The following is a 19,435-nucleotide window of genomic DNA, read 5'->3' as shown; positions in this document are numbered from 1 at the left end:
GGGGTGCCGACCGCGAACTCCGCCTTCGCCGTGGCCCAGCGGATCATCCGCGAGGAGACAAGCCCGGAGGGCTAAGCGGCCTCGATGAAGTCCGGTGCGATTCGGGCGTGCCCCGAAGGGGCGCGGGGCTGTGTCGATGTGCGGCTCCGCCGCGTGGGCGCGACCAGCCACGACACAGCCGCGGATGAACGACCGCACCTCGCGGTACTTCCCGCGGAGCGCTTGGTACGGCCACCGGGCCCGCGGGAGCACAATGATCTCCATGAAGCTCACCAAGAAGGGCCATGCCTGCGTCCGGATCGAGAAGGACGGGCAGGCGCTCGTCATCGACCCCGGGACCTTCAGCGAAGAGGACGCCGCGGTCGGCGCGGACGCGATCCTGGTCACCCACGAGCACTTCGACCACTTCAACGAGGAGCGGCTGCGCACGGCGCTCGACGCCAACCCCGCCGCCCACATCTGGACGCTCGCCAGCGTCTCCGGCCAGATCTCGGCGGCGTTCCCCGGGCGGGTGCACACCGTCGGGGAGGGCGACACCTTCACCGCCGCCGGATTCGACATCGAGGTGCACGGCCAGCTCCACGCCGTCATCCACCCCGACATTCCCCGGATCACCAATGTGGGCTATCTGGTGGACGGCTCGCTCTTCCACCCCGGCGACGCGCTCACCGTGCCCGCCGGGCGGCGGGTGGACACGCTGATGCTGCCGGTGCACGCCCCCTGGAACAAGCTCGCCGAGGTCCTCGACTACGTCCGCGCGGTCGACCCGCGCCGGGCCGTCGACATCCATGACGCCCTGCTGTCCGACCTCGCGCATATGGTCTACGGCCGCATGCTCGGCCCCGACGGACCGGGCACGGGCGGCGCCGAGCACCTGCGGCTGGCACCGGGCGATTCCCTCACCCTCTGAGGGCCGGGGCCAGTCGCCCTCTGACGGCCGGGTCGGCTGTCGGACCCGGGATGTAGGTTGTCCCCTATGCGCATCGCGACCTGGAACGTCAATTCGATCACCGCCCGGCTGCCCCGGCTGCTCGCCTGGCTGGAGAGCAGCGGCACGGACGTCCTGTGCGTCCAGGAGACCAAGTGCGCCGAGTCCGCCTTTCCGTACGAGCCGCTGCGCGAGCTGGGCTACGAGTCCGCGGTCAACGCCACCGGGCGGTGGAACGGAGTGGCGCTGCTCTCCAAGGCCGGTCTCACGGACGTCACCGTGGGCCTCCCCGGCGGCCCGGACTACGACGGCGGCCAGGAGCCGCGGGCGATAGGCGCCACCTGCGGCCCGGTCCGCCTCTGGTCGGTCTATGTGCCCAACGGCCGGGAGATCGGCCACCCCCACTACGACTACAAGCTGCGCTGGCTGGAGGCGCTGCGCACGGCCGTCGCCGGGGACGCGGCCGGTGAGCGCCCCTTCGCGGTCCTGGGCGACTTCAATGTGGCGCCGACCGACGAGGACGTCTGGGACCGCTCCGCCTTCGACGGGCTGACCCATGTGACCGACCTGGAGCGCGAGGCCCTGGCGGCGCTGCGCGAGGCCGGGCTGTCGGACGTGATGCCCCGGCCGCTGAAGTACGACCGCCCCTTCACCTACTGGGACTACCGGGAGCTGGGCTTCCCCAAGAACCGCGGTATGCGGATCGACCTGGTCTACGGCAACGAGGTGTTCGCCAAGGCGGTCGGCGACGCGTATGTGGACCGCGAGGAGCGCAAGGGCAAGGGCGCCTCCGACCACGCCCCGGTCGTCGTCGACCTGGAGGTGTGACCCGAGGGGCGTGCGGTACGGGGAGCCCCCTTACGCGAGAGCCCCCCGAGCCGCCCCCTTACGCGGGAGCCCCCGAAGCGCCCCTTACCCCACCAGCTTCCGCAGGTCGATCGACTCCGCCATCGCCCGCAACCCCGCGTCCCCCGGGTGCAGATGGTCCCCGCTGTCATAGGCGGGCAGGATCCGCGCCGGATGCCCGGGGTCCCGCACCACCGCGTCGAAGTCCAGCACGGCGTCGAACGCCCCGCCGCTGTCCCGCAGGAAGGCGTTGACGGCCGAGCGCCGCGCGTCCGCGTCCGCCGTGCACAGCGACTCGCCCTCGCAGGGGGCGATGGTCGCCCCGACCACCCGCAGCCCGCGCTCATGCATCCGCGCCGCGAGCGACCGCAGTCCCGCGATCAGCTCCTCGGCCGAGCTGCCTCGGCGCAGATCGTTGATGCCCTGGAAGACGACGACCGTACGGGCCCCGGTCTGGGCGAGCACATCCCGCTCCAGCCGGTGCAGTGCGCTGACCCCGCCGGTGTCCGTGGAGACACCCTCGCCCGGATAGCGGTCGGCGACCACGCGGTTGGCGGAGATGCCCGCGTTGAGCACGCCGTACGCCGGGATCTCGGACTGGCCGCGCAGCCGGCGCGAGAGCACATCGGGCCAGCGGCGGTTGGCGTCACTGGTGGACTTGGTGCCGTCGGTGATCGAGTCGCCGAGCGCCACCACCGAACCCGGTCCGCCCCGCACATCGACCCCGGTCAGAAACGGCCAGGTGGTGAGGGTGCCGGTATAGGACTCGGCACCCGGCTCACCGGTCCGGTCACCGCTGCCCGCCGCGCTCAGATACGACCGCTGGGTGGCCTGGCTGTGCACCGGCACCGCCGCGACCGGACCCGGCAGATGGATGCTCACCAGCAGATTGGCGTCGGCCGGAACCGGGAAGTCCACCGGATCGCCGAACACCTGCGCGCCCGCGGGGACCGAGGTCCCCGGCCGCCCGCCGAAGGTCAGCGGCACCGGTGCGCCCTGCGCCGCCGCGCCGCTCGCCTGGAGCGCGACCGTCGCACGGCCGATCTCCACGGGCGATGCGGCGAAGGTGTTCTCCAGCCGGATCCGGGCCCTCGTCCCGCCCGCGCTGGTGTGCACCACCAGCCGTAGCGTCTGATCGGTCCACGGCCCGACCTTGGTGTATCCGGCGGTGCTCGCCGCCCAGCTCCCGGTCCAGCCGTCCGCGGGCTGCCGCAGGGACGCCGCGAAGACATGGAGATCGGCCGCCGGGCCCGGATCCCTGGGCAGCACCACCGACGCGATATCCCGGCCGCGTTCGACCGGCACCGTCACCGCGTACAGCCGGGCCGTCTCCTGCCGCTGCCCGGCGGCGGTGTTGAGATGGGGGAGTCCGACGGCCTTGGTGGCGGCGGGGCCCGCCCGCCAGTCCGGCGCGCTCAGCGTGTACGGACGGCTCGACCCGTCCCGGTAACGCACCGTTCCGGCACCGCTCGCCCCGGCGCCGGGCCCGTCCGGTGAACTGCTCGCCACCAGGAAGGTCAGCGCCTCGCCCCGCCCGCGCAGCCGCACCGTCTGTCCATCGGCGACCACGTTGTCGGGCCGTGCCCCCGCGCTCCGCGGCCAGGTCAGCCGCGCCGCGTCCAGGGCGATGTCCCGGCCCGGGGTCCAGCCGACGGCCCGCAGATCCTGTGCGGAGAGCGAGGCGCCCGCGCCGTCGAAGTCGGCGTCACCCGGCCGGGCGTCATCGCTGACCGCCCGGTTGTCGAAAAGCCGCTCCAAAGGGAGCGGCTTCTGGGTCGGCCGGGTCGGCTGGGCCGATGCACTGGCCGGTGCGGCGGAGGAGGGCACGAGGAGTGCGAGAGTGACGCCTCCCGCGACGATCCCGGCGGCTGTCCAGGGTCTCGCGACGCGCATAAGTGTCCCCTCTCGCAACCAACCTGACCGGTGATTCGACAGGCGCGGGAAGAACGTAGGAAGGCCGGTGGGTGTCGTCAAGACAAGCAACGCGTCACGTCTCGCGCCGCCCGACAAGCATCGGGTCACAGCTCGTGCCGCGCGCCCTGTGGTGCGCCGGTGGCGCGGATGCCACGCTGAGCGGTATGAACATCTCCTTCTTGGGCAACTGGCGCAAGCGACGCGGCCCCGCCTCGGGCACGGCCCTGATGGGCGCCCAGGAGGAGGATCCCCAGGGCGTCGCCCAACTGCTCTCCGAATGCGAGCTGCTGCGCGCGCGGGCGGCGGCCGCGGGCATCGGACTCGATGACTCGACAGCCTCCCTGGAGGCGCTGGACCAGATGGCGCCGCGCTGGCGCGACGACCCGGACGAGCTCCCCTGGCTCGGCAACGACGCCGGTCTCTACCTCGGCACGGTCATCGTCCGCACCGTCCCCGGGGCGGTCTGGCAGGTGTGGCCCAACGGCCGGCCCGTCGTGCTGCTGGCCTCCGGCCGGGAGGTCGACGTCGTGGAGGCCGGTCAGCAGTGGGCCGCCGACGGCGCCCCCGAACTCTCCCGGTGCTACGCCGAGGTCGCCGAGGCGTAGGGGGTATCCAGCCCCTCCAGGGGGCACCTCCCAGCGGCAACTGGGGGAGTTTGCGGAGCGGGGTCCGGGTCCGGGTCCCGTAGGCCCTGTCGGGCGGTATCCGCCCAGCAACGCGTGTCCGTACCCCAAGCTCCCCAGTTGCCCGGATAGCTTGCGCTCACCGGGACACAGCGGAAGGTGGGTGGGGCCGGGTATGGCCGTCGGTGAGCCGTTGATCGAGCTGCACGGCGTCAACAAGCACTTCGGCGCGCTGCACGTTCTGCGGGACATCGATCTCACCGTCGGGCGCGGCGAAGTGGTCGTGATCATCGGCCCCTCGGGCGGCGGCAAGTCCACCCTGATCCGGACCATCAACCGGCTGGAGACCGTCCAGTCCGGCTCCATCGTCGTCGACGGCCGGCCGCTGCCCGAGGAGGGCAAGGAGCTGGCGCGGCTGCGCGCCGAGGTCGGCATGGTCTTCCAGTCGTTCAACCTCTTCGCCCACCGGACCGTGGTGGCCAATGTGATGCTCGGTCAGACCAAGGTCCGCCGCCGCGGCAAGCAGGACGCCGAGCGGCGCTCCCTGGACCTGCTGGACCGGGTGGGACTCGCCGACCAGGCCGGGAAGTTCCCCGCCCAGCTCTCCGGCGGCCAGCAGCAGCGGGTGGCCATCGCCCGCGCGCTGGCGATGGATCCGCAGGTGATGCTCTTCGACGAGCCGACCTCCGCCCTCGACCCGGAGATGATCAACGAGGTGCTGGAGGTGATGCGCCAGCTCGCCCAGGAGGGAATGACGATGGTCGTCGTCACCCATGAGATGGGCTTCGCCCGCTCCGCCGCGAACCGGGTGGTCTTCATGGCCGACGGCCGGATCGTCGAGGACCGTCCGCCGGAGGAGTTCTTCAGGGACCCGGAGAGCGAGCGGGCCAAGGACTTCCTTTCCAAGATCCTCAAGCACTGAGCCGGTGATGACGGACATGAGGCGGCTGCGCCGCGCGACCGCCGCCCTCGTAACGGCCCTGGCCCTGCTGCTCACGGCCGGCTGCGGCAAGGAGGGCAGCCCGCCCGCCAAGGGGCCCCGGGCCGAGAAGCTGCCCACCTACAAGGTGGCGACCGGCTTCCGGCTGCCCGCCTCGCCCACCTGGCGCCGGGCCGAGCGCCGCGGCCATCTCACCGTCGGGGTCAAGGAGGACCAGCCCTATCTGGGCGAGCGGGACCCGGCCACCGGCCGCTACTCGGGTTTCGACATCGAGATCGCCCGCATGATGTCCGCCTCCCTCGGCTTCGCCCCGAAGACCATCCGCTTCCAGACCATCGCCTCCGCCAACCGCGAGACCGCGCTCCAGAGCGGCCAGATCGACTTCTACGTCGGCACCTACACCATCAATCCGCTGCGCAAACGGCTGGTCGGCTTCGCCGGGCCGTACTTCATGGCCGGTCAGTCGCTGCTGGTGCGCACCGACGAGAACGACATCCACGGCCCCGCCGACCTCGCGGGCAACACCGTCTGCTCGGTGGCCGGCTCGACCCCGCTCCAGCGCATCCAGGCCGACTACCCCAAGGCCCACGCGGTCGCGTACGACACGTACTCGGTGTGCGTGGACAATCTGCTCACCTACCAGGTCGACGCGGTGACCACCGACAACACCATCCTGCTCGGCTACGCGGCCAAGGCCCCCGAGGAGCTGAAGGTGGTGGGCCGGCCCTTCTCCAAGGAGCCGTACGGCATCGGAGTGCCCAAGCGGGACACCGCGCTGCGCTTCGCGCTGGACGACGCGATCCAGGTCCATGAGCGCAACGGCGACTGGAAGAAGGCGTACGAGGCGACCCTCGGCCTCTCCGGTGTGCCCGCCCCCAAGCCGCCCCCCATCGACCGCTACCGCACCGGCTGAAGGCGCCCCATGGACGTGCTCACCCAGAACTTCGCGCTCTACGGCAAGGGCTTCCTCGGCACCGTGGAGCTGACCGTCTACGCCTCGCTGCTCGCCCTCGCGCTCGGCGTCCTGATGGCCGCCTTCCGGGTGGCGCCGGTCGCCTCGCTGCGTGCCTTCGGCACCGGCTGGGTGACGGTGCTCCGCAACACCCCGCTGACGCTGCTGTTCTTCGCGGTGATGCTGGGGCTGCCGCGCTTCGGTCTGGTGCTGCCGTTCACCGTCTTCGCGGTGCTGGCACTCGGCTGCTACACCTCGGCGTTCATCTGCGAGGCGGTGCGCGCGGGCATCAACACGGTGCCGGTGGGGCAGGGCGAGGCGGCCCGCAGCCTGGGCATGACGTTCGACCAGACGCTGAGCGCGGTGGTGCTGCCGCAGGCGTTCCGCTCGGTCATCCCGCCGATCGGATCGACCCTGATCGCGCTCGCCAAGAACTCGGCCATCGCCGGGTCGTTCAACGTCACCGAACTGCTCGGCACCTATAAACCCCTCAATGAACGGGGCTACAGCATCATCTGGTCCTTCGTCTGGATCGCCGTCGGGTATCTGATCATCACCCTCGCCATCAGCGCGATCTTCGCCCTGCTGGAGCGGCGCTGGGGGGTGCGGCGATGACCGCCCCCTCGACCACCGCCCCCTCGACCACCGCCCTCTACGACGTCCCCGGGCCGCACACCCGGCGCCGGCACCGGATCTACGGGCTGGCCGGGACGGCCGTGCTGCTGGCCCTGCTCGGCTGGGTCAGCTATCTCCTCGTCGACACCGGCCAGTTCGCCTACCGCAAATGGATGCCGTTCGAGTACAAGGGCATCCAGGAGCTGCTGCTGAACGGGCTCGCGGGCACCCTCAAGGCGTTCGGCCTCGCCGCGGTGCTCTCGCTCGCCCTCGGCGGGGTGCTCGCCGCGGGGCGGCTGTCCGAGCATCGCCCGGTGCGCTGGGTGGCCACGCTGCTGGTGGAGTTCTTCCGGGCGATGCCCGTCCTGGTGATGATCTTCTTCGTCTTCGTGGCGCTGAAGGTCCAGCCGCTGCCCGCCCTCGTCACCGGGCTGACGCTGTACAACGGCTCGGTGCTGGCCGAGGTGTTCCGGGCCGGGGTGAACTCGGTCGATCGCGGCCAGCGCGAGGCGGCGTACTCGCTCGGCATGCGGAAGACCCAGGTCATGGCGTCCGTACTGGTGCCGCAGGGGGTGCGGGCGATGCTTCCGGCCATCATCAGCCAATTGGTGGTGGCCCTGAAGGACACCTCGCTCGGCTTCCTCATCACCTACGAGGAGTTTCTGCACGCCGGAAAGCTGATCGCGTCCAATCTCGACTACGACCTGCCGTTCATCCCGGTGGTCATGGTGATCTCACCCATCTACATCGGGATGTGCATGCTGCTGTCGTGGTTCGCCAACTGGGTGGCCAAGCGGGAGCGGCGCAGTGTGAAGACCCAGCAGGTCGAGGTCGCCGCCGCCGAACCGGCCGCCCCGATGCCGGGGGACACCCGCGGCTGAGCCGGGACGGCCGGAGGCTGCCTCAATCGCGGACCGGGACCGTGAGGTAGGACGGGTCGGCGGCCGGGGACGAGAACGTGAGATGGGCGCCGTCGGGGTTGTGCTCGATGTAGAGCGGATCGACGGTGTCGACGACCAGCGCCAGCCGGTGGCCCGCCGGGACGTCGTACGCCGTGGAGAACAGCTCCAGGTCCACTCCGAACGGCGTGCCCGGGGTGCGGTCGTGGAAGGTGACCGGGGCGTTGGTGATGAGCTTGCCGACGCCCAGCGGGCCCACGTCGTAGAGATACGCGACCGCCGTACCGTCCGAGCGGTCGCTGGTCACGGTGGTGTGGAGCTTCACGGTGCCGCGGACGCGCTGTTCGCGCGCGGAGGCTCCGGTCTGCCAGACGGCCGCGTGGGACCGGGGCAGCAGCGGGATCGAGGCCAGCGGCGGGACCTTCAGGAACTGGTCGAGGGCACCGCTCAGCAGCACCGTTCCGGCGTTGGCACCGGAGTCGTGATTGGCGGTGATCTTCTCGGTGCCGGCGAGTGGGATACGGCGCTGCCCGGAGGGGACGGCCGACCAGCTCGGATAGCCCTCGTAGTCGTCGCCACGCGCCGTACGGGACATCAGTTGCACCGGCGCTTGTGTGTCGATGCCGTTGCGCTCGCCCTTGAGGTAGCGGTCGAGCCACTGCCGGGCGTGGCTCCAGGTGGTGTTGGGCAGTCCGAGCAGCCCGGTGAGTTCGGCGGTGGCGTGGTCGCCGGGCCGCAGCTCCAGCCGCTTGGGGCCGGTGAGCTTGTCGAAGAAGTCGGCGTAACTGTTGGGCGGGAAGATCGAGTCGCCCCAGGAGTTGCCCAGCATGATGGCCGCGCCATTGGCGTTGATCCGGTCGAGGTAGGTGGTGGCGGACCGCTTCTTGCCCCAGGCGATCAGATCCTTTTCCTTGGCGAGGTTGGAGGAGAAGAAGTCATCGAGGATCTGCTGGAACTCCTCGCTGGGCCGGCCGGTCAGCGCCCCGGCCCCGGCGAGCAGCCCGGCGGCCTGGGAATGCTGGGTGCGGTTGCCGTAGATCGAGGCGACCAGGTCCGCCCAGCCGCTCATGGCCACCACGGCCTTGATCCGCGGGTCGGCACCGGCCGCGAGCAGGCTGATCCCGGCGCCGTAGGAGACCCCGGCCATGCCGATGTGGCCGGGGTCGGCGGGGGTGTTGGCCAGCGCCCAGTCGATGACTTTGGACGCGTCGGCGATATCGGGCGGTCCGGCCGTCTCGATCTTCCCGCCGGACTGCCAGAAGCCGCGGGTGTTGTAGGTGAGCACCACATACCCGGCTTCGGCGAGCTTCTTGGCCTGGGCGAGATATTCGACCTGGGGCAGGGACCAACTGGTGGGCAGGACGACCAGGGGCAGGCGTCGGGAGGCGTCGGCGTCCGCGGGGGCAACGACGTTGGCGGCCAGCTTCACGCCGCCGTCGCCGGGGATGTCGACGAACCGTATGGAGACGCTTGAGGCGGTGGATTCGGCGAAGGCGGCTGTGGCGGTGGTGGCGGTGGTGGCTGTGGCGGTGGTGGGGGCCGGTGCCGCGGCCTGGACGGAGGGGGCGAGGCCGAAGGCCGCTCCCGCCAGGACGGCCACCGAGACGGCGGCGGCTGTCATGGGGCGCAGGGCTTTGCGGGCAGGGGTCACTGTGGCTCCTGGTGGGGGTGCCGTGGGGGCAGGGGAGCACCGGTGCTGGTGACCTGACGGTAACTCGGGGGTTTACCGGCGGTAATAGCGCGGTAAGTTACGCCTGGGTAACGATAAAGGTCGTGGTCGGCTGCCGGGGCCGGCCCGGCCCGGGGCGCTATCCGGGGGCCGGATCCGCAAGGGTCCGGCCCCGCCCGGGCGGAATTCCGCGCGAGTGGAAGCCTCCACCGGCCGCCGGGCATTGGTCTTGCGATGAGCCCCCGGCTCCGCGCCCGGGCTGGGTGCCGGTCCCGGGCTGGGCCCCGGCCCCGGTGCTCAGGGGGTGTCCGACGGATCGCGACGCCTGCGGCGGGCTGCTCCCCTCCCCGCCTCTTCCCACAACTGGGGCTCTGCCCCAGGCCCCGCTCCTCAAGCGCCGGAGGGGCTGGAAGGCGGGGCTCTGCCCCGGGCCCCGCTCATTAGGCGCCGGAGGGGCTGGAAGGCGGGGCTTCGCCCCAGGCCCCGGGCTGGACCCCGGGCTACGTGGCGCCCGCCCCGCGGGGGTTGCGTCGTCCGCTCTTGCGGCGGATCTTGATGTCGCGCATGTCCGTCACGCCGACCCGCAGGATCCGATGGGGGTAACCGTGGGCGGTCAGAGCCGCGATGGCCCTTTCGGTCGCCTCTTGTTCACCGTCATCCGGCTCCGCCGGAACCTGGCAGCGGAAGGTGAATGCCGAAAGGCTCTGGTCGCAGGTGAAGGTGCCCATCTCGGTGAAGCCCACCTGAAAGGAGTCGATCGCGGTGCGCAGGGCCTCGCGATCGTCCTCGCCCAGTTCCTCGAAGGCCCCGCGGATCGTCACTCGGAACACGGACACTCCTCCCGTACGGCGTAGCCGAGCATCGGCGCGCCGAGCATCTCCTCGATGGCGTCGAGGAGTTCGGTCACGGCCTTGGCGATGGCGTCGGGGGGCTCGCCCGCCGTGACGCGTCGGCCGATCTCGCCGAAGATGAGCGAGTGATAGCCGCTGATCTGGGCGGCCACCACGCGCGGCAGCGGATCCTCCGGTGCCGTGCCGGTCTCCTCGGCGAGCACGGCGGCCAGTTCGTCGTTCATCCGGTGGCCCAGCTCCTCCAGCCGGGCGAGCAGCGTGGGGGCGGCCCGCATCATCGCGAAGAACGGGCCGAAGCCCTCGGTCAGCCCCAGTGAGCGGTCGCGGCGCGCCACCTCCTCGCGCAGCCGGTCCAGCACCGCCTGGGCGGCGGACCGGCCGGGCGGGCGCTCGCGCACGATGTCGGCGAGCCGCCGCGGGGATGCCTGATCGGGCGGCAGGACCAGATCCTCCTTGGCCGGGAAGTAGTTGTAGACGGTGTTGACGGACACCTCCGCGGCCTCGGCGACCTCGGCGACCGTGACCCGGTCGAAGCCCCGTTCCAGGAACAGGCCGGTGGCCACGTCCGCGATCCGTCGGCGCGTACGGCGCTTGTGCCGTTCCCGCAGTCCTTCGCTCATGGCAGCCAGTGTACCCCGTTGCAAACTTGCATCTCCCTCTGATCTTTAAGTCGATTGCAAGTTTGGGGCGCGTTGTGCTCTGATCGTGGGCATGTCCTCATCCGTCATCCGCGTCCGCGGCCTCACCCGGACCTTCGCGCTGGGCAGCGGCCCGGTGCACGCCGTCCGCGGTATCGATCTGACCGTCGGCCGCGGCGAGATCCTCGGCTTCCTCGGCCCCAATGGCGCCGGTAAGACCACGACCCTGCGCATGCTCACCACCCTGCTGCCGCCCAGCGGAGGCGAGGCCGAGATCGCCGGGCGCGATCTGCTCCGCGATCCGGCGGGCGTACGGCGGCGAATCGGCTATGTGGCCCAGTCGGGCGGCCTGGACCCGGCGTGCTCCGTACGCGAGGAGCTGGTCACCCAGGGCCGGCTGCATCTGATGTCCCGGGGCGCGGCGGCCGGGCGCGCCGCTGAACTCGCCGCCGAACTCGGCCTGTCGGGGCTCATGGACCGCCCGACCGGCGCGCTGTCCGGCGGTCAGCGCCGTCGGGTGGAGATCGCGCTGGGCCTGGTCAACCGGCCCGAGGTGGTCTTCCTCGACGAGCCCACCACCGGCCTCGACCCCGGCAGCCGGGCCGAGCTGTGGGACCTGGTGCGGCGCGTCCGCGCCGAGCATGGCACCACGGTCTTCCTCACCACCCACTATCTGGACGAGGCCGATGCGCTCGCCGACCGGATCGTGGTCGTGGACGCCGGGCGGATCGTCGCCGAGGGCACCTCCGCCGAGCTCAAGCGCCGCTACGCGGGCGATCCGGCCACCAGCCTCCAGGACGCCTTCCTCGCCATCACCGGCCGGTCCACGGCCGAGCGACCCCTCGCCATCTGAGGGGTGTCCGGCGGGTCCTGCCGCCTGCGGCGGGCTGTTCCTCTCCCCGCCCCTTCCCACATGGTCCGCCGGACACTCCGTAGTGCCGGCCACGACATCCGACGAACCCAAGGCCCCTTATGACTCTTCTCGCCCATACCGGCATCGTCTTCGGCCGCTGTCTGCGCTCGACGCTCCGCTCGAAGACCAATCTCTTCTTCGGGATGCTCCAGCCGCTGCTCCTGCTCGCCCTCTTCGGCCCGCTGCTCACCGGACTCGACATGGGCGTCAGCGGATCGTCCTGGCAGACGCTGGTCCCCGGCGTACTCGTCCAGCTCGCCCTGCTCGGCGGGTCGTACGTCGGACTCGGACTGCTGATGGACCGCAACCTCGGTGTTCTGGACCGGATGCGGGTCACCCCGGTCAGCCCGCTGGCGCTGCTGCTCGGCCGCACTCTGCGCGATGTCGTCCAGCTCGTGGCCCAGTCGGTGCTGCTGGTGCTGCTCGGTCTCGCCTTCGGGCTGCGCGCCCCGCTCCCCGGTGTGCTGGTCGGCCTGCTGTTCGTGGCCGTACTCGCGGCGGCCCTGTCCGCGCTCTCCTACGGGCTGGCCATGAACGTCCGCACATCCCCGGAGTTCGCCGCCATCGCCAACACGGCGGCCATGCCGCTGATGCTGCTCTCCGGCCTGCTGCTGCCGATGACCCTGGCCCCCGGATGGCTGGAGGGCGCCTCGCGCGCCGTGCCGTTCCGCTACACGGTCGACGCGGTGCGCCAGGTGTTCCTGGGGCACTACGCCAACACCACGGTCGCCGTCGGGGCGGCCGTCACCCTGGCCCTGGCGGCGCTGTGTCTGATGGGCGGGGCGCGCCTGTTCGGCCGGGTCCGCGGCTGAGTCGGCGGCTCAGGGTCGGCTCAGTCTCCCTTGGCCGGGCTCGGTCGCCCCTGTCCGGGCTCAGTCGTCCTTCGCGGCAGCCTTCGCGGCGGCGCGCGGGCCCGCCGGAGTGGTCGCGGGCTTGGTCACATCCGCGACCAGCTCCACCAGATCCGGGCCGTACGCCTGGGAGTTGACCACCTTCAGCAGCAGACAGAAGGAGCCCTGGGCGCCGTACTTCCGGGCCAGCTTGGCGCGGTTGCGGACGAGGTGGCGGACGGCGGCGCGATGGGTGACCGGCCGCTGCCCGGCCGCCAGGAAGACCGGCCGGCTGTCGTCGCCCGCCGTCAGCCGGGCCAGCAGCACATACTCGACCGTGCCCGGCTCCGGGCGGTAGTGGGTACCGGCGATGGTGAACATCCCCCGGTCCGTGCCGGAGTCGTCCCCCGGGTGCACGGTGACGCCCGGCAGTAGATTGGTCATATGGGCGGCGAGCCTGCGGTGCGCGGTCGGATCGCCGACGCAGAACTCCGTGCGCGCGCCGAAGCCCTGGAGCCCCGTGTCATGCGGGGCGACCTCGGTGTGCGCCCCGCAGCTCTCCACGATCGACGCGAGGCCGAGCAGCGCGAGCGCGTCATGGCGGGGGATGCTCCAGTGGGCCGAGGTGCTGTCCCGGTGGGTGACCAGCACACACTCCGAGCCTTCCGGCAGCCCGAAGAAGCGCTGCTCGCGGGCGCGCTTGCGGCGCCCGAACGCCGAATGCACGGCCCAGCCGGCGGCCAGGCCCACGATCAGGGCCGCCGCGGAGGCGATCAGGTCCTGCATGGTGTCTGTCATGGCCGCGCATCGTAGCGGCCGATCGGGTACGCGTTCGAGCGCACGGGTGAACGAACGCGGGAACGGACACCTGTACGGATGGCGGGACGGATCGGCGATCCACTACCCCTGTCGTGGGCATGAGGCTCGCGGGTAGGCTCCGCTCCCTGTCGTTTCGCTTGGAGGTCACGGATGGGGCACGCCGCACGACCAGCCGCATCGTCAACCACGTCCACCACTCGCGTCTCCGCCGCGGCGGCCGTCCGGCGCCGACTGCCCGCGCTGGCGGCCGCGGCCGGAATGGTCGCGGTGCTGGGCGCCGTCCCGGCCGGTGCCGCCGGGCAGGATCAGGACGACACCGCGAAGCCCGCTCCCGCCAAGACACCCGTGGCCGTCGGCTACGGCGGCGCCGTCTCCAGCGTGGACGCCGACGCCTCGGCGGCCGGGATCGATGTGCTGCGGCACGGGGGCAACGCGGTGGACGCGGCGGTGGCGACCGCCGCCGCGCTCGGCGTCACCGAGCCGTACTCGGCGGGTGTCGGCGGCGGTGGTTACTTCGTCTACTACAACGCCAAGCGGCACACGGTCTCCACGCTCGACGGCCGCGAGACGGCGCCCCGCAGCGCGGACCAGAAGCTCTTCCTCGGCAAGGACGGCAAACCGCTGCCGTTCGCCGACGCCGTCACCAGCGGGCTGAGCGTCGGCACCCCCGGCACCCCCGCCACCTGGAACGACGCCCTGAAGGACTGGGGCACCCGCTCGCTGGGGCAGGTGCTCGGGCCCGCCGAGCGGCTGGCCCGCGACGGGTTCACCGTCGACAGCACCTTCCGCCAGCAGACCGCCGACAACCAGGCCCGCTTCAAGGACTTCCCGGCCACCGCCAAGCTCTTCCTGCCCGGCGGCCGGCCCCCGGCGGTCGGCTCGACCTTCCGCAACCCCGACCTCGCCCGTACGTACGCGCTGCTGGCCAAGAAGGGCGTCGGCGCGATCTACAAGGGCGAGCTGGGCCGCGACATCGTCGACACCGTGCGCAAGCCGCCCGTCGACCCGAAGGCGCAGCGCGTGGTGCGCGCGGGCGATCTGACGGCCGAGGACCTGCGGGCCTACGGAACGAAGCGGCAGGCCCCGACCCGGACCGCCTACCGCGGTCTGGACGTGTACGGCATGGCGCCCTCGTCCTCCGGCGGGACCAGCGTCGCCGAGGCGCTCAACATCCTGGAGAAGACCGACCTCTCCAAGCTCAGCGACCTCGAGTATCTGCACCGCTATATCGAGGCCAGCCGGATCGCCTTCGCCGACCGGGGCCGCTGGGTCGGCGACCCCGCCGCCGAGGACGTCCCCACCAAGGGGCTCACCTCGCAGCGGTTCGCCGACTCCCGGGCCTGCCTGATCAAGGACGACGCGGTGCTCAAGAGCCCCGTACCGCCCGGCGACCCGAACAACCCGTCCGCGCCCGGCTCCTGCGACACCCGCGGCCACGCCGCCCCGACCACGTACGAGGGCGAGAACACCACGCATCTCACGGTCGCCGACAAGTGGGGCAATGTGGTGGCCTACACCCTCACCATCGAGCAGACCGGCGGCAGCGGGATCACCGTCCCCGACCGTGGCTTCCTGCTCAACAACGAGCTGACCGACTTCTCCTTCGCGCCCGCCGACCCCGCCGTCCACGACCCGAACCTGCCGGGCCCGGGAAAGCGGCCGCGCTCGTCCATGTCGCCGACGATCGTGCTGGACGGTCATAAGCCGGTGCTGGCGCTGGGCTCCCCGGGCGGGGCGACCATCATCACCACCGTGCTTCAGACCCTGCTGAATCACGTCGACCGGGGCATGCCGCTGGTGGACGCGATCGCCGCACCGCGCGCCAGCCAGCGCAACGCGGCCCAGACGGAGCTGGAACCGGGGCTGTGGAACGGCTCCGAGCGCGCCAAGCTGGAGGCGCTCGGCCACTCCTTCAAGCAGAACCCCGAGATCGGGGCGGCGACCGGGGTGCAGCGGCTGTCCGGCGGACGGTGGCTGGCGGCGGCCGAGACCGAACGCCGGGGCGGCGGTTCGGCGATGGTGGTCAGCCCGACGCGCTGATTGCGAGCGCGCTCATCCGGCGCGCTGATCCGAGCGGCGGGTCGGCGGGCTCTGGTGCGATCCAGGAGCCCGCCGACCCAAGCTCTGGCTCTGCGGCTGCTCAGCCCAGCAGGCCGATGATCGCGTCGGTGGAGTCGGTCTCCCCGAGCCGGGGGAAGATCTTCTCGACGCTGTTGCGGTGCGCCTCGGCGTCCATGTCGGTCATGGCGTCCGTCGCCAGCGTCACGTGATACCCGTGCGCGTACGCGCCACGCGCCGTGGACTCCACGCCGATGCTGGTGGCGATGCCGCCGAGCACCACCTGGGTCACCCCGCGGCGGCGCAACTGGAGGTCGAGGTCGGTGCCGTGGAAGGCGCCCCAGGTGTGCTTGGTGACCACGACGTCGCCGTCCTCCTGGCCGAGTTCCGGCACGAGGTCGGCGAAGTCCGCCGGGAACTGCCCGCCTCCGCCGCCCCGCTGAGCCTCGGTGCGGCCCGGCGCCCCGGCCACGACCCGGACGAGGACGACCGGCAGCCCGCGCTTGCGGAACGCGGCCGCCAGCCGGGCGCCGCGCTCGATGACCTCGGCGGTGGGGTGGACGGTGGGCAGTCCGGTGATGCCCTTCTGGAGGTCGACGAGGACCAGGGCGGTGTTCGGGTCGAGCGTGGTGGCGGGCATGGTGCCTCCTGGGGGATGGGTCTGCGGGTCTGGAGGTCTGTGGGCCTGTGGGCCTGTGGGCCTGTGGGTCTGCGGGTCGTAGGTCAGGTACGGGTGCGGGCGCGCAGCGCCCGGTCGGTGGCGGTCAGCAGCAGCACCGCGAGGCTGAGCGCACCCGCCACCATGGCGATGCCGTGCAGCCCGGCGGCGGTCGCCCGCTGTCCGTAGAAGAGCCCGATCAGTCCGGCGGCGGTGATCGCGCCGAGGTACTGCGAGGTGCGCTGGAGCCCCGCCGCCGCGCCGACACTCGCCGGCGGGGCCTGGGCGTAGACGGCGGCCTGGTTACCGGTCGAGGACAGCCCCTGCGGCAGTCCGAAGAGGACCGCGGCCAGCAGCAGCGCGAGAAGCGGGGTGGACTCGTCGGCGAGCAGCAGCACCCCGCTCCCCGCGGCGAGCAGCACGGCGGCGAGGACGAGCGGTGCGTAGATGCCCTTCGTACGGGCGCCGAGCAGTGAGCACACGGCGGCCGCGCCCGACATGGGCAGCATGATCAGTCCGGCCCGGGAGGCGGAGTAGCCGTGCCCCTCCTCCAGCCACTGCGCGTAGCCGTACATGACCATGTAGATGACCAGGTACGCCGTGCCGTGGCGGAGGTAGGTGAGGGCGAGGGAGCGGTTGCGGCCGATCATCCGCAGATCGATGAAGGGGCGGGGGCGGCGCAACTGCCACCAGGTGAGGGCCGCCGCGAGGACCAGGACGACGGGCAGCAGTGCCCAGTTGGGCCGTTCCAGGTCCATCAGGAAGATCATGAGGGTGGTGAGGGTGCCGGTGAACAGCGCGATCCCGAGCGGATCGAAGGCGCCGCCCGCCGTCCGCGCCCCGGCGTCCGTGCTCTGTGCGCTGTCCTCGCTGCCCGCGCCCGCCATACGGGTCTTGGGAAGCCAGAGCAGTGCGAGGGCGATGCCGAGGAGGGCCAGCGGCACATTGACCGCGAAGATCGCCCGCCATCCGGCCGTCGCGGTGAGCACCCCGCCCAGCACCGGCCCGACCGCCGCGCTGCCGAGCGCGGCGAGCGAGAGCCGTCCGAGCACGGGGCGCGGTGTCTCGCGTCCGGTGGCGACGGACTGGGCGCGCAGCAGCGCCATCGCCGCGGGGTACGCCGCGGACGTACCGATGCCGAGCAGCACCCGCGAGGCGATCAGCCATCCGAACGCGGGCGCCAGCGCGCCCACGAGCCCGGCGGCGCACACCACGAGCAGCCCGCAGAGGAAGACCCGGCGCGGCCCGAGCAGATCGGCGAGCCGGCCCATCGCGGGCTGCGCCACGGCGCTGGCGAGGTAGAGGGAGGCGACCAGCCAGGCGGTCTGGGCGGCCCTGACGCCGAAGTCATGGCCGATGGCCACCAGTCCGGTGGCGATCATTGTGGAGTTGACGGGGTTGAGGACCGAGCCGATGAGCAGCGGGGCCATCAGCCGGGGACCGAAGGGGTCGGCGGCGCCGGTGGGGTTGCCCAGGACCGGGTTCGCGGCCCCCGTCCCCGTCCCCGTCTCCGTCGCCGGGGGTATGGCGGGCTTGCCCGCGGTGTCGGTCATTCCTGGACCAGCCGCTTGAGCAGTTCGGTGGCCTCGGCGAGGGCGCGGCGCTCATCGGCGCCGAGACGGGTGTCGATCGCGTCGAGCAGCCAGCTCTGCTTGGCCTGCCGTACGGATGTGATCGCCTCCCGCCCGAGATCGGTGATCGAGAAGACCACCTGCCGTCCGTCGGTGGGATGCGGGGCCCGCTTCACCAGCGTCTGTTCCTCCAGCGCGGCCAGGATCATGCGCATCGACTGCGGCCGCACCAGCTCGGCGCGGGCCAGCGCGGCGGTGGTGGTCGGCCCCTCGGTGTAGAGCCGGCTGATGACCGCGCGCTGGGAGGGGGTGAGCGCCCCCTGCGAGGAGGCGGCCCGCATACGGCGCATGAGCTGGCTGACGACTGCGGCGAGGTCGACGGCGATGCGCTCCTCGGCCCGCGGGGCGGCCTCCGGCCGCGGGCCGGTCTCTGGCCGGTGGGCGGGCTCGGTGGGCGGGGGGTCGGGCGTGGCCATGCCCTCACCCTAGAAGTTCGACAGCTAAACTTGCAAGTTTGCCTGCCGTGTGCGGAGCAGGAAAAGCGCTCGTAGCGCAGCCGTAACCGATTCCGTAACACGCGGGGTGTCGAATGCGTGGCCTTGGGCCGTGCATCGCCCGAGGGGGAGGGGAGCGGAGGCCATGGCGAGCGGGCAACTCCCGGCCGAGATCGAGGAGTTCGCGAGATATCTGCGGGCGCTGACGAGACGGCTGGACGCGGGGACGGGCTGGTACGGCGTCTTCGCCCTGCGCGACCCCAAGGGGCTGAGGGCCTGTCTCGACGGCCTGGAGGTGCCGCCGTGGGACGTCGTCCAGTCCCTGCTTCAGGACCTCTCCACGCAGCGCGGCGCCGGGCCCGCCCAGGAGGCGGCGGCCCGGGCGGCGACTCTCTACCGTGCCTCGGTCGCGGCTCACGACGCCGGACCCGGGAGCCGAGAGGCGCTCCGGGACCGCCTGGACGGCATGCTCCGCGAACAACGGAACGCCGCCCGTCGCGAACGCGACCTCCAGACGGCGCTGTCCACCGCCGAGGCCACGGCCGACCGCGAACGCCTCGCCGCGGAGCTGGCCTGGGCCCACGACGACTGGCGTCGCGCAACGGCCCGCACCGAAGAACTCCACGCCCGCCTCACCGCCCTGCCCGCCTCCGGAGCCCGGGCCCCCGTCACCGCACCGACCCCGCCGCCGAGCCCCATCCCAACCGCACCCGCTTCACTGCCTCGGCCAACAGCCCCGACGGGCCCCATGCCGAGCGCACCCGCCCCGGCGCCCCGGCCGTGGGCCCCGACGGCGGGGCCCATGCCGCCGGGCACCTCCGCGTCCGCTGTGGGTCCGGGCGCGGACGCGTCTATCGAGCCGCCCGCGCAGGGCTTGCGGCCCACGCCGTCAGCGTCCGCTCGGGGGCCCTGGTCGGTGGCCCCCACGGTGGGGGCGACGCCACTGGGTAACGCCGTGGGCGCCCCCACGGCTGCTGTGGCTTCCGCGCGACCTCGACCGCGCGGGGCGCGGTTTGCCGGGGCCGGAGGAGGGGGTGTGGCGGCGTCGCCGCCGTCCTCACCTGGCCCGCCCCTGGCGGAGCGTGGGAGCGAAGTTCCCGCGACCCCGCGCGGTGCTCGGTTCGCCGGGGCGTACGGCGGCGAGGGCGGCGGCAAACGCCGTAGGCGGGACAAGGCAGCCGACGACGGGCGGCGGCTTGCCCAGGAGGCGGCGGAGC

The 19,435-nt window shown here is 72.2% G+C and carries 18 protein-coding genes and 1 pseudogene; 11 read left to right on the top strand and 8 right to left on the bottom strand.

Annotated elements, in window-relative coordinates; translation table 11 throughout:
• Positions 1–262: 262 nt before the first annotated feature.
• Together KN815_RS03570 and KN815_RS03565 are read left to right on the top strand one after the other, a co-directional pair.
• A complete protein-coding gene (locus tag KN815_RS03570; RefSeq protein WP_216340080.1) occupies positions 263–910 on the top strand; it encodes an MBL fold metallo-hydrolase in 648 nt (215 codons plus the stop codon).
• Positions 911–976: 66 nt separating this feature from the next.
• Positions 977–1,756, top strand: coding sequence for an exodeoxyribonuclease III (locus KN815_RS03565; protein WP_216340078.1), 780 nt, complete (start codon positions 977–979; stop codon positions 1,754–1,756).
• 84 nt (positions 1,757–1,840) lie between these two features.
• Here the strand turns inward: KN815_RS03565 and KN815_RS03560 are convergent, their stop codons facing one another.
• A complete protein-coding gene (locus KN815_RS03560) occupies positions 1,841–3,667 on the bottom strand; it encodes an SGNH/GDSL hydrolase family protein (RefSeq protein ID WP_216340075.1) in 1,827 nt (608 codons plus the stop codon).
• Between the two features lie 185 nt (positions 3,668–3,852).
• Between KN815_RS03560 and KN815_RS03555 the strand changes: the two genes are divergently transcribed.
• The 5 genes from KN815_RS03555 (at position 3,853) to KN815_RS03535 (ending at position 7,699) form a co-directional block, all read left to right on the top strand.
• Complete coding sequence (locus KN815_RS03555) at positions 3,853–4,293, top strand: DUF6278 family protein (RefSeq protein ID WP_216340073.1); 441 nt, start codon at positions 3,853–3,855, stop codon at positions 4,291–4,293.
• A 193-nt stretch (positions 4,294–4,486) separates the two neighbouring features.
• On the top strand, positions 4,487–5,233 hold the full coding sequence (locus KN815_RS03550) for an amino acid ABC transporter ATP-binding protein (protein ID WP_216340071.1): 747 nt from the start codon (positions 4,487–4,489) through the stop codon (positions 5,231–5,233).
• 7 nt (positions 5,234–5,240) lie between these two features.
• Positions 5,241–6,164 carry a glutamate ABC transporter substrate-binding protein gene (locus KN815_RS03545; protein ID WP_216340069.1) on the top strand — a complete coding sequence of 308 codons (924 nt, stop codon included), beginning with the start codon at positions 5,241–5,243 and terminating at the stop codon, positions 6,162–6,164.
• 9 nt (positions 6,165–6,173) lie between these two features.
• Positions 6,174–6,818: an amino acid ABC transporter permease gene (locus tag KN815_RS03540; protein WP_216340067.1), complete on the top strand. Its 645-nt coding sequence runs from the start codon at positions 6,174–6,176 to the stop codon at positions 6,816–6,818.
• A complete protein-coding gene (locus KN815_RS03535) occupies positions 6,815–7,699 on the top strand; it encodes an amino acid ABC transporter permease (RefSeq protein WP_216340066.1) in 885 nt (294 codons plus the stop codon). The genes KN815_RS03540 and KN815_RS03535 overlap by 4 nt, the downstream gene beginning before the upstream one ends.
• A gap of 22 nt (positions 7,700–7,721) precedes the next feature.
• On the opposite strand, the gene KN815_RS03530 is transcribed toward KN815_RS03535, so the two are convergent.
• From KN815_RS03530 to KN815_RS03520, 3 genes are all read right to left on the bottom strand, one after another.
• Positions 7,722–9,338 carry a CocE/NonD family hydrolase gene (locus KN815_RS03530; RefSeq protein WP_216340064.1) on the bottom strand — a complete coding sequence of 539 codons (1,617 nt, stop codon included), beginning with the start codon at positions 9,336–9,338 and terminating at the stop codon, positions 7,722–7,724.
• A 548-nt stretch (positions 9,339–9,886) separates the two neighbouring features.
• Positions 9,887–10,216, bottom strand: a complete 330-nt coding sequence (locus KN815_RS03525) for a DUF6204 family protein (protein WP_216340063.1) — start codon at positions 10,214–10,216, stop codon at positions 9,887–9,889.
• Positions 10,204–10,857, bottom strand: coding sequence for a TetR/AcrR family transcriptional regulator (locus tag KN815_RS03520; protein ID WP_216340060.1), 654 nt, complete (start codon positions 10,855–10,857; stop codon positions 10,204–10,206). Before KN815_RS03520 ends, KN815_RS03525 begins: the two co-directional genes overlap by 13 nt.
• Positions 10,858–10,948: 91 nt before the next feature.
• On the opposite strand from KN815_RS03520, the gene KN815_RS03515 reads away from it, so the two are divergent.
• Together KN815_RS03515 and KN815_RS03510 are read left to right on the top strand one after the other, a co-directional pair.
• Complete coding sequence (locus tag KN815_RS03515) at positions 10,949–11,728, top strand: ABC transporter ATP-binding protein (protein ID WP_216340059.1); 780 nt, start codon at positions 10,949–10,951, stop codon at positions 11,726–11,728.
• A gap of 119 nt (positions 11,729–11,847) precedes the next feature.
• Positions 11,848–12,600, top strand: a complete 753-nt coding sequence (locus tag KN815_RS03510) for an ABC transporter permease (protein ID WP_216340057.1) — start codon at positions 11,848–11,850, stop codon at positions 12,598–12,600.
• A 60-nt stretch (positions 12,601–12,660) separates the two neighbouring features.
• On the opposite strand, the gene KN815_RS03505 is transcribed toward KN815_RS03510, so the two are convergent.
• Positions 12,661–13,416, bottom strand: a complete 756-nt coding sequence (locus KN815_RS03505; RefSeq protein ID WP_216340055.1) for a hypothetical protein — start codon at positions 13,414–13,416, stop codon at positions 12,661–12,663.
• Positions 13,417–13,695: 279 nt separating this feature from the next.
• Between KN815_RS03505 and ggt the strand changes: the two genes are divergently transcribed.
• Positions 13,696–15,477 (top strand): gamma-glutamyltransferase, encoded by a 1,782-nt coding sequence (ggt, locus tag KN815_RS03500; protein WP_216340082.1) that lies wholly within the window; start codon positions 13,696–13,698, stop codon positions 15,475–15,477.
• A gap of 100 nt (positions 15,478–15,577) precedes the next feature.
• Here the strand turns inward: ggt and KN815_RS03495 are convergent, their stop codons facing one another.
• From KN815_RS03495 to KN815_RS03485, 3 genes are all read right to left on the bottom strand, one after another.
• The gene (locus KN815_RS03495) at positions 15,578–16,135 is read right to left on the bottom strand and encodes an isochorismatase family protein (protein WP_216340054.1); all 558 of its coding nucleotides are present in this window, start codon (positions 16,133–16,135) and stop codon (positions 15,578–15,580) included.
• Positions 16,136–16,218: 83 nt separating this feature from the next.
• On the bottom strand, positions 16,219–17,706 hold the full coding sequence (locus KN815_RS03490) for an MFS transporter (RefSeq protein WP_216340052.1): 1,488 nt from the start codon (positions 17,704–17,706) through the stop codon (positions 16,219–16,221).
• Positions 17,703–18,200, bottom strand: coding sequence for a MarR family winged helix-turn-helix transcriptional regulator (locus KN815_RS03485; protein WP_216340050.1), 498 nt, complete (start codon positions 18,198–18,200; stop codon positions 17,703–17,705). The genes KN815_RS03490 and KN815_RS03485 overlap by 4 nt, the downstream gene beginning before the upstream one ends.
• A gap of 163 nt (positions 18,201–18,363) precedes the next feature.
• On the opposite strand from KN815_RS03485, the pseudogene KN815_RS03480 reads away from it, so the two are divergent.
• Positions 18,364–19,435, top strand: a pseudogene (locus tag KN815_RS03480) (hypothetical protein); the annotation flags it as partial.

The organism is Streptomyces niphimycinicus, assembly GCF_018883605.1.
Lineage (GTDB): Bacteria > Actinomycetota > Actinomycetes > Streptomycetales > Streptomycetaceae > Streptomyces > Streptomyces niphimycinicus.
Note: the sequence above shows the minus strand (reverse complement) of the source record. Positions and strands in the feature narration are given on the sequence as shown.

Coding starts and splice junctions, on each gene's coding strand:
- KN815_RS03570 (WP_216340080.1), top strand. CDS start 263: ATGAAGCTCACCAAGAAGGGCCATGCCTGCGTCCGGATCGAGAAGGAC.
- KN815_RS03565 (WP_216340078.1), top strand. CDS start 977: ATGCGCATCGCGACCTGGAACGTCAATTCGATCACCGCCCGGCTGCCC.
- KN815_RS03560 (WP_216340075.1), bottom strand. CDS start 3,667: ATGCGCGTCGCGAGACCCTGGACAGCCGCCGGGATCGTCGCGGGAGGC.
- KN815_RS03555 (WP_216340073.1), top strand. CDS start 3,853: ATGAACATCTCCTTCTTGGGCAACTGGCGCAAGCGACGCGGCCCCGCC.
- KN815_RS03550 (WP_216340071.1), top strand. CDS start 4,487: ATGGCCGTCGGTGAGCCGTTGATCGAGCTGCACGGCGTCAACAAGCAC.
- KN815_RS03545 (WP_216340069.1), top strand. CDS start 5,241: ATGACGGACATGAGGCGGCTGCGCCGCGCGACCGCCGCCCTCGTAACG.
- KN815_RS03540 (WP_216340067.1), top strand. CDS start 6,174: ATGGACGTGCTCACCCAGAACTTCGCGCTCTACGGCAAGGGCTTCCTC.
- KN815_RS03535 (WP_216340066.1), top strand. CDS start 6,815: ATGACCGCCCCCTCGACCACCGCCCCCTCGACCACCGCCCTCTACGAC.
- KN815_RS03530 (WP_216340064.1), bottom strand. CDS start 9,338: ATGACAGCCGCCGCCGTCTCGGTGGCCGTCCTGGCGGGAGCGGCCTTC.
- KN815_RS03520 (WP_216340060.1), bottom strand. CDS start 10,857: ATGAGCGAAGGACTGCGGGAACGGCACAAGCGCCGTACGCGCCGACGG.
- KN815_RS03515 (WP_216340059.1), top strand. CDS start 10,949: ATGTCCTCATCCGTCATCCGCGTCCGCGGCCTCACCCGGACCTTCGCG.
- KN815_RS03510 (WP_216340057.1), top strand. CDS start 11,848: ATGACTCTTCTCGCCCATACCGGCATCGTCTTCGGCCGCTGTCTGCGC.
- KN815_RS03505 (WP_216340055.1), bottom strand. CDS start 13,416: ATGACAGACACCATGCAGGACCTGATCGCCTCCGCGGCGGCCCTGATC.
- ggt (WP_216340082.1), top strand. CDS start 13,696: ATGGTCGCGGTGCTGGGCGCCGTCCCGGCCGGTGCCGCCGGGCAGGAT.
- KN815_RS03495 (WP_216340054.1), bottom strand. CDS start 16,135: ATGCCCGCCACCACGCTCGACCCGAACACCGCCCTGGTCCTCGTCGAC.
- KN815_RS03490 (WP_216340052.1), bottom strand. CDS start 17,706: ATGACCGACACCGCGGGCAAGCCCGCCATACCCCCGGCGACGGAGACG.
- KN815_RS03485 (WP_216340050.1), bottom strand. CDS start 18,200: ATGGCCACGCCCGACCCCCCGCCCACCGAGCCCGCCCACCGGCCAGAG.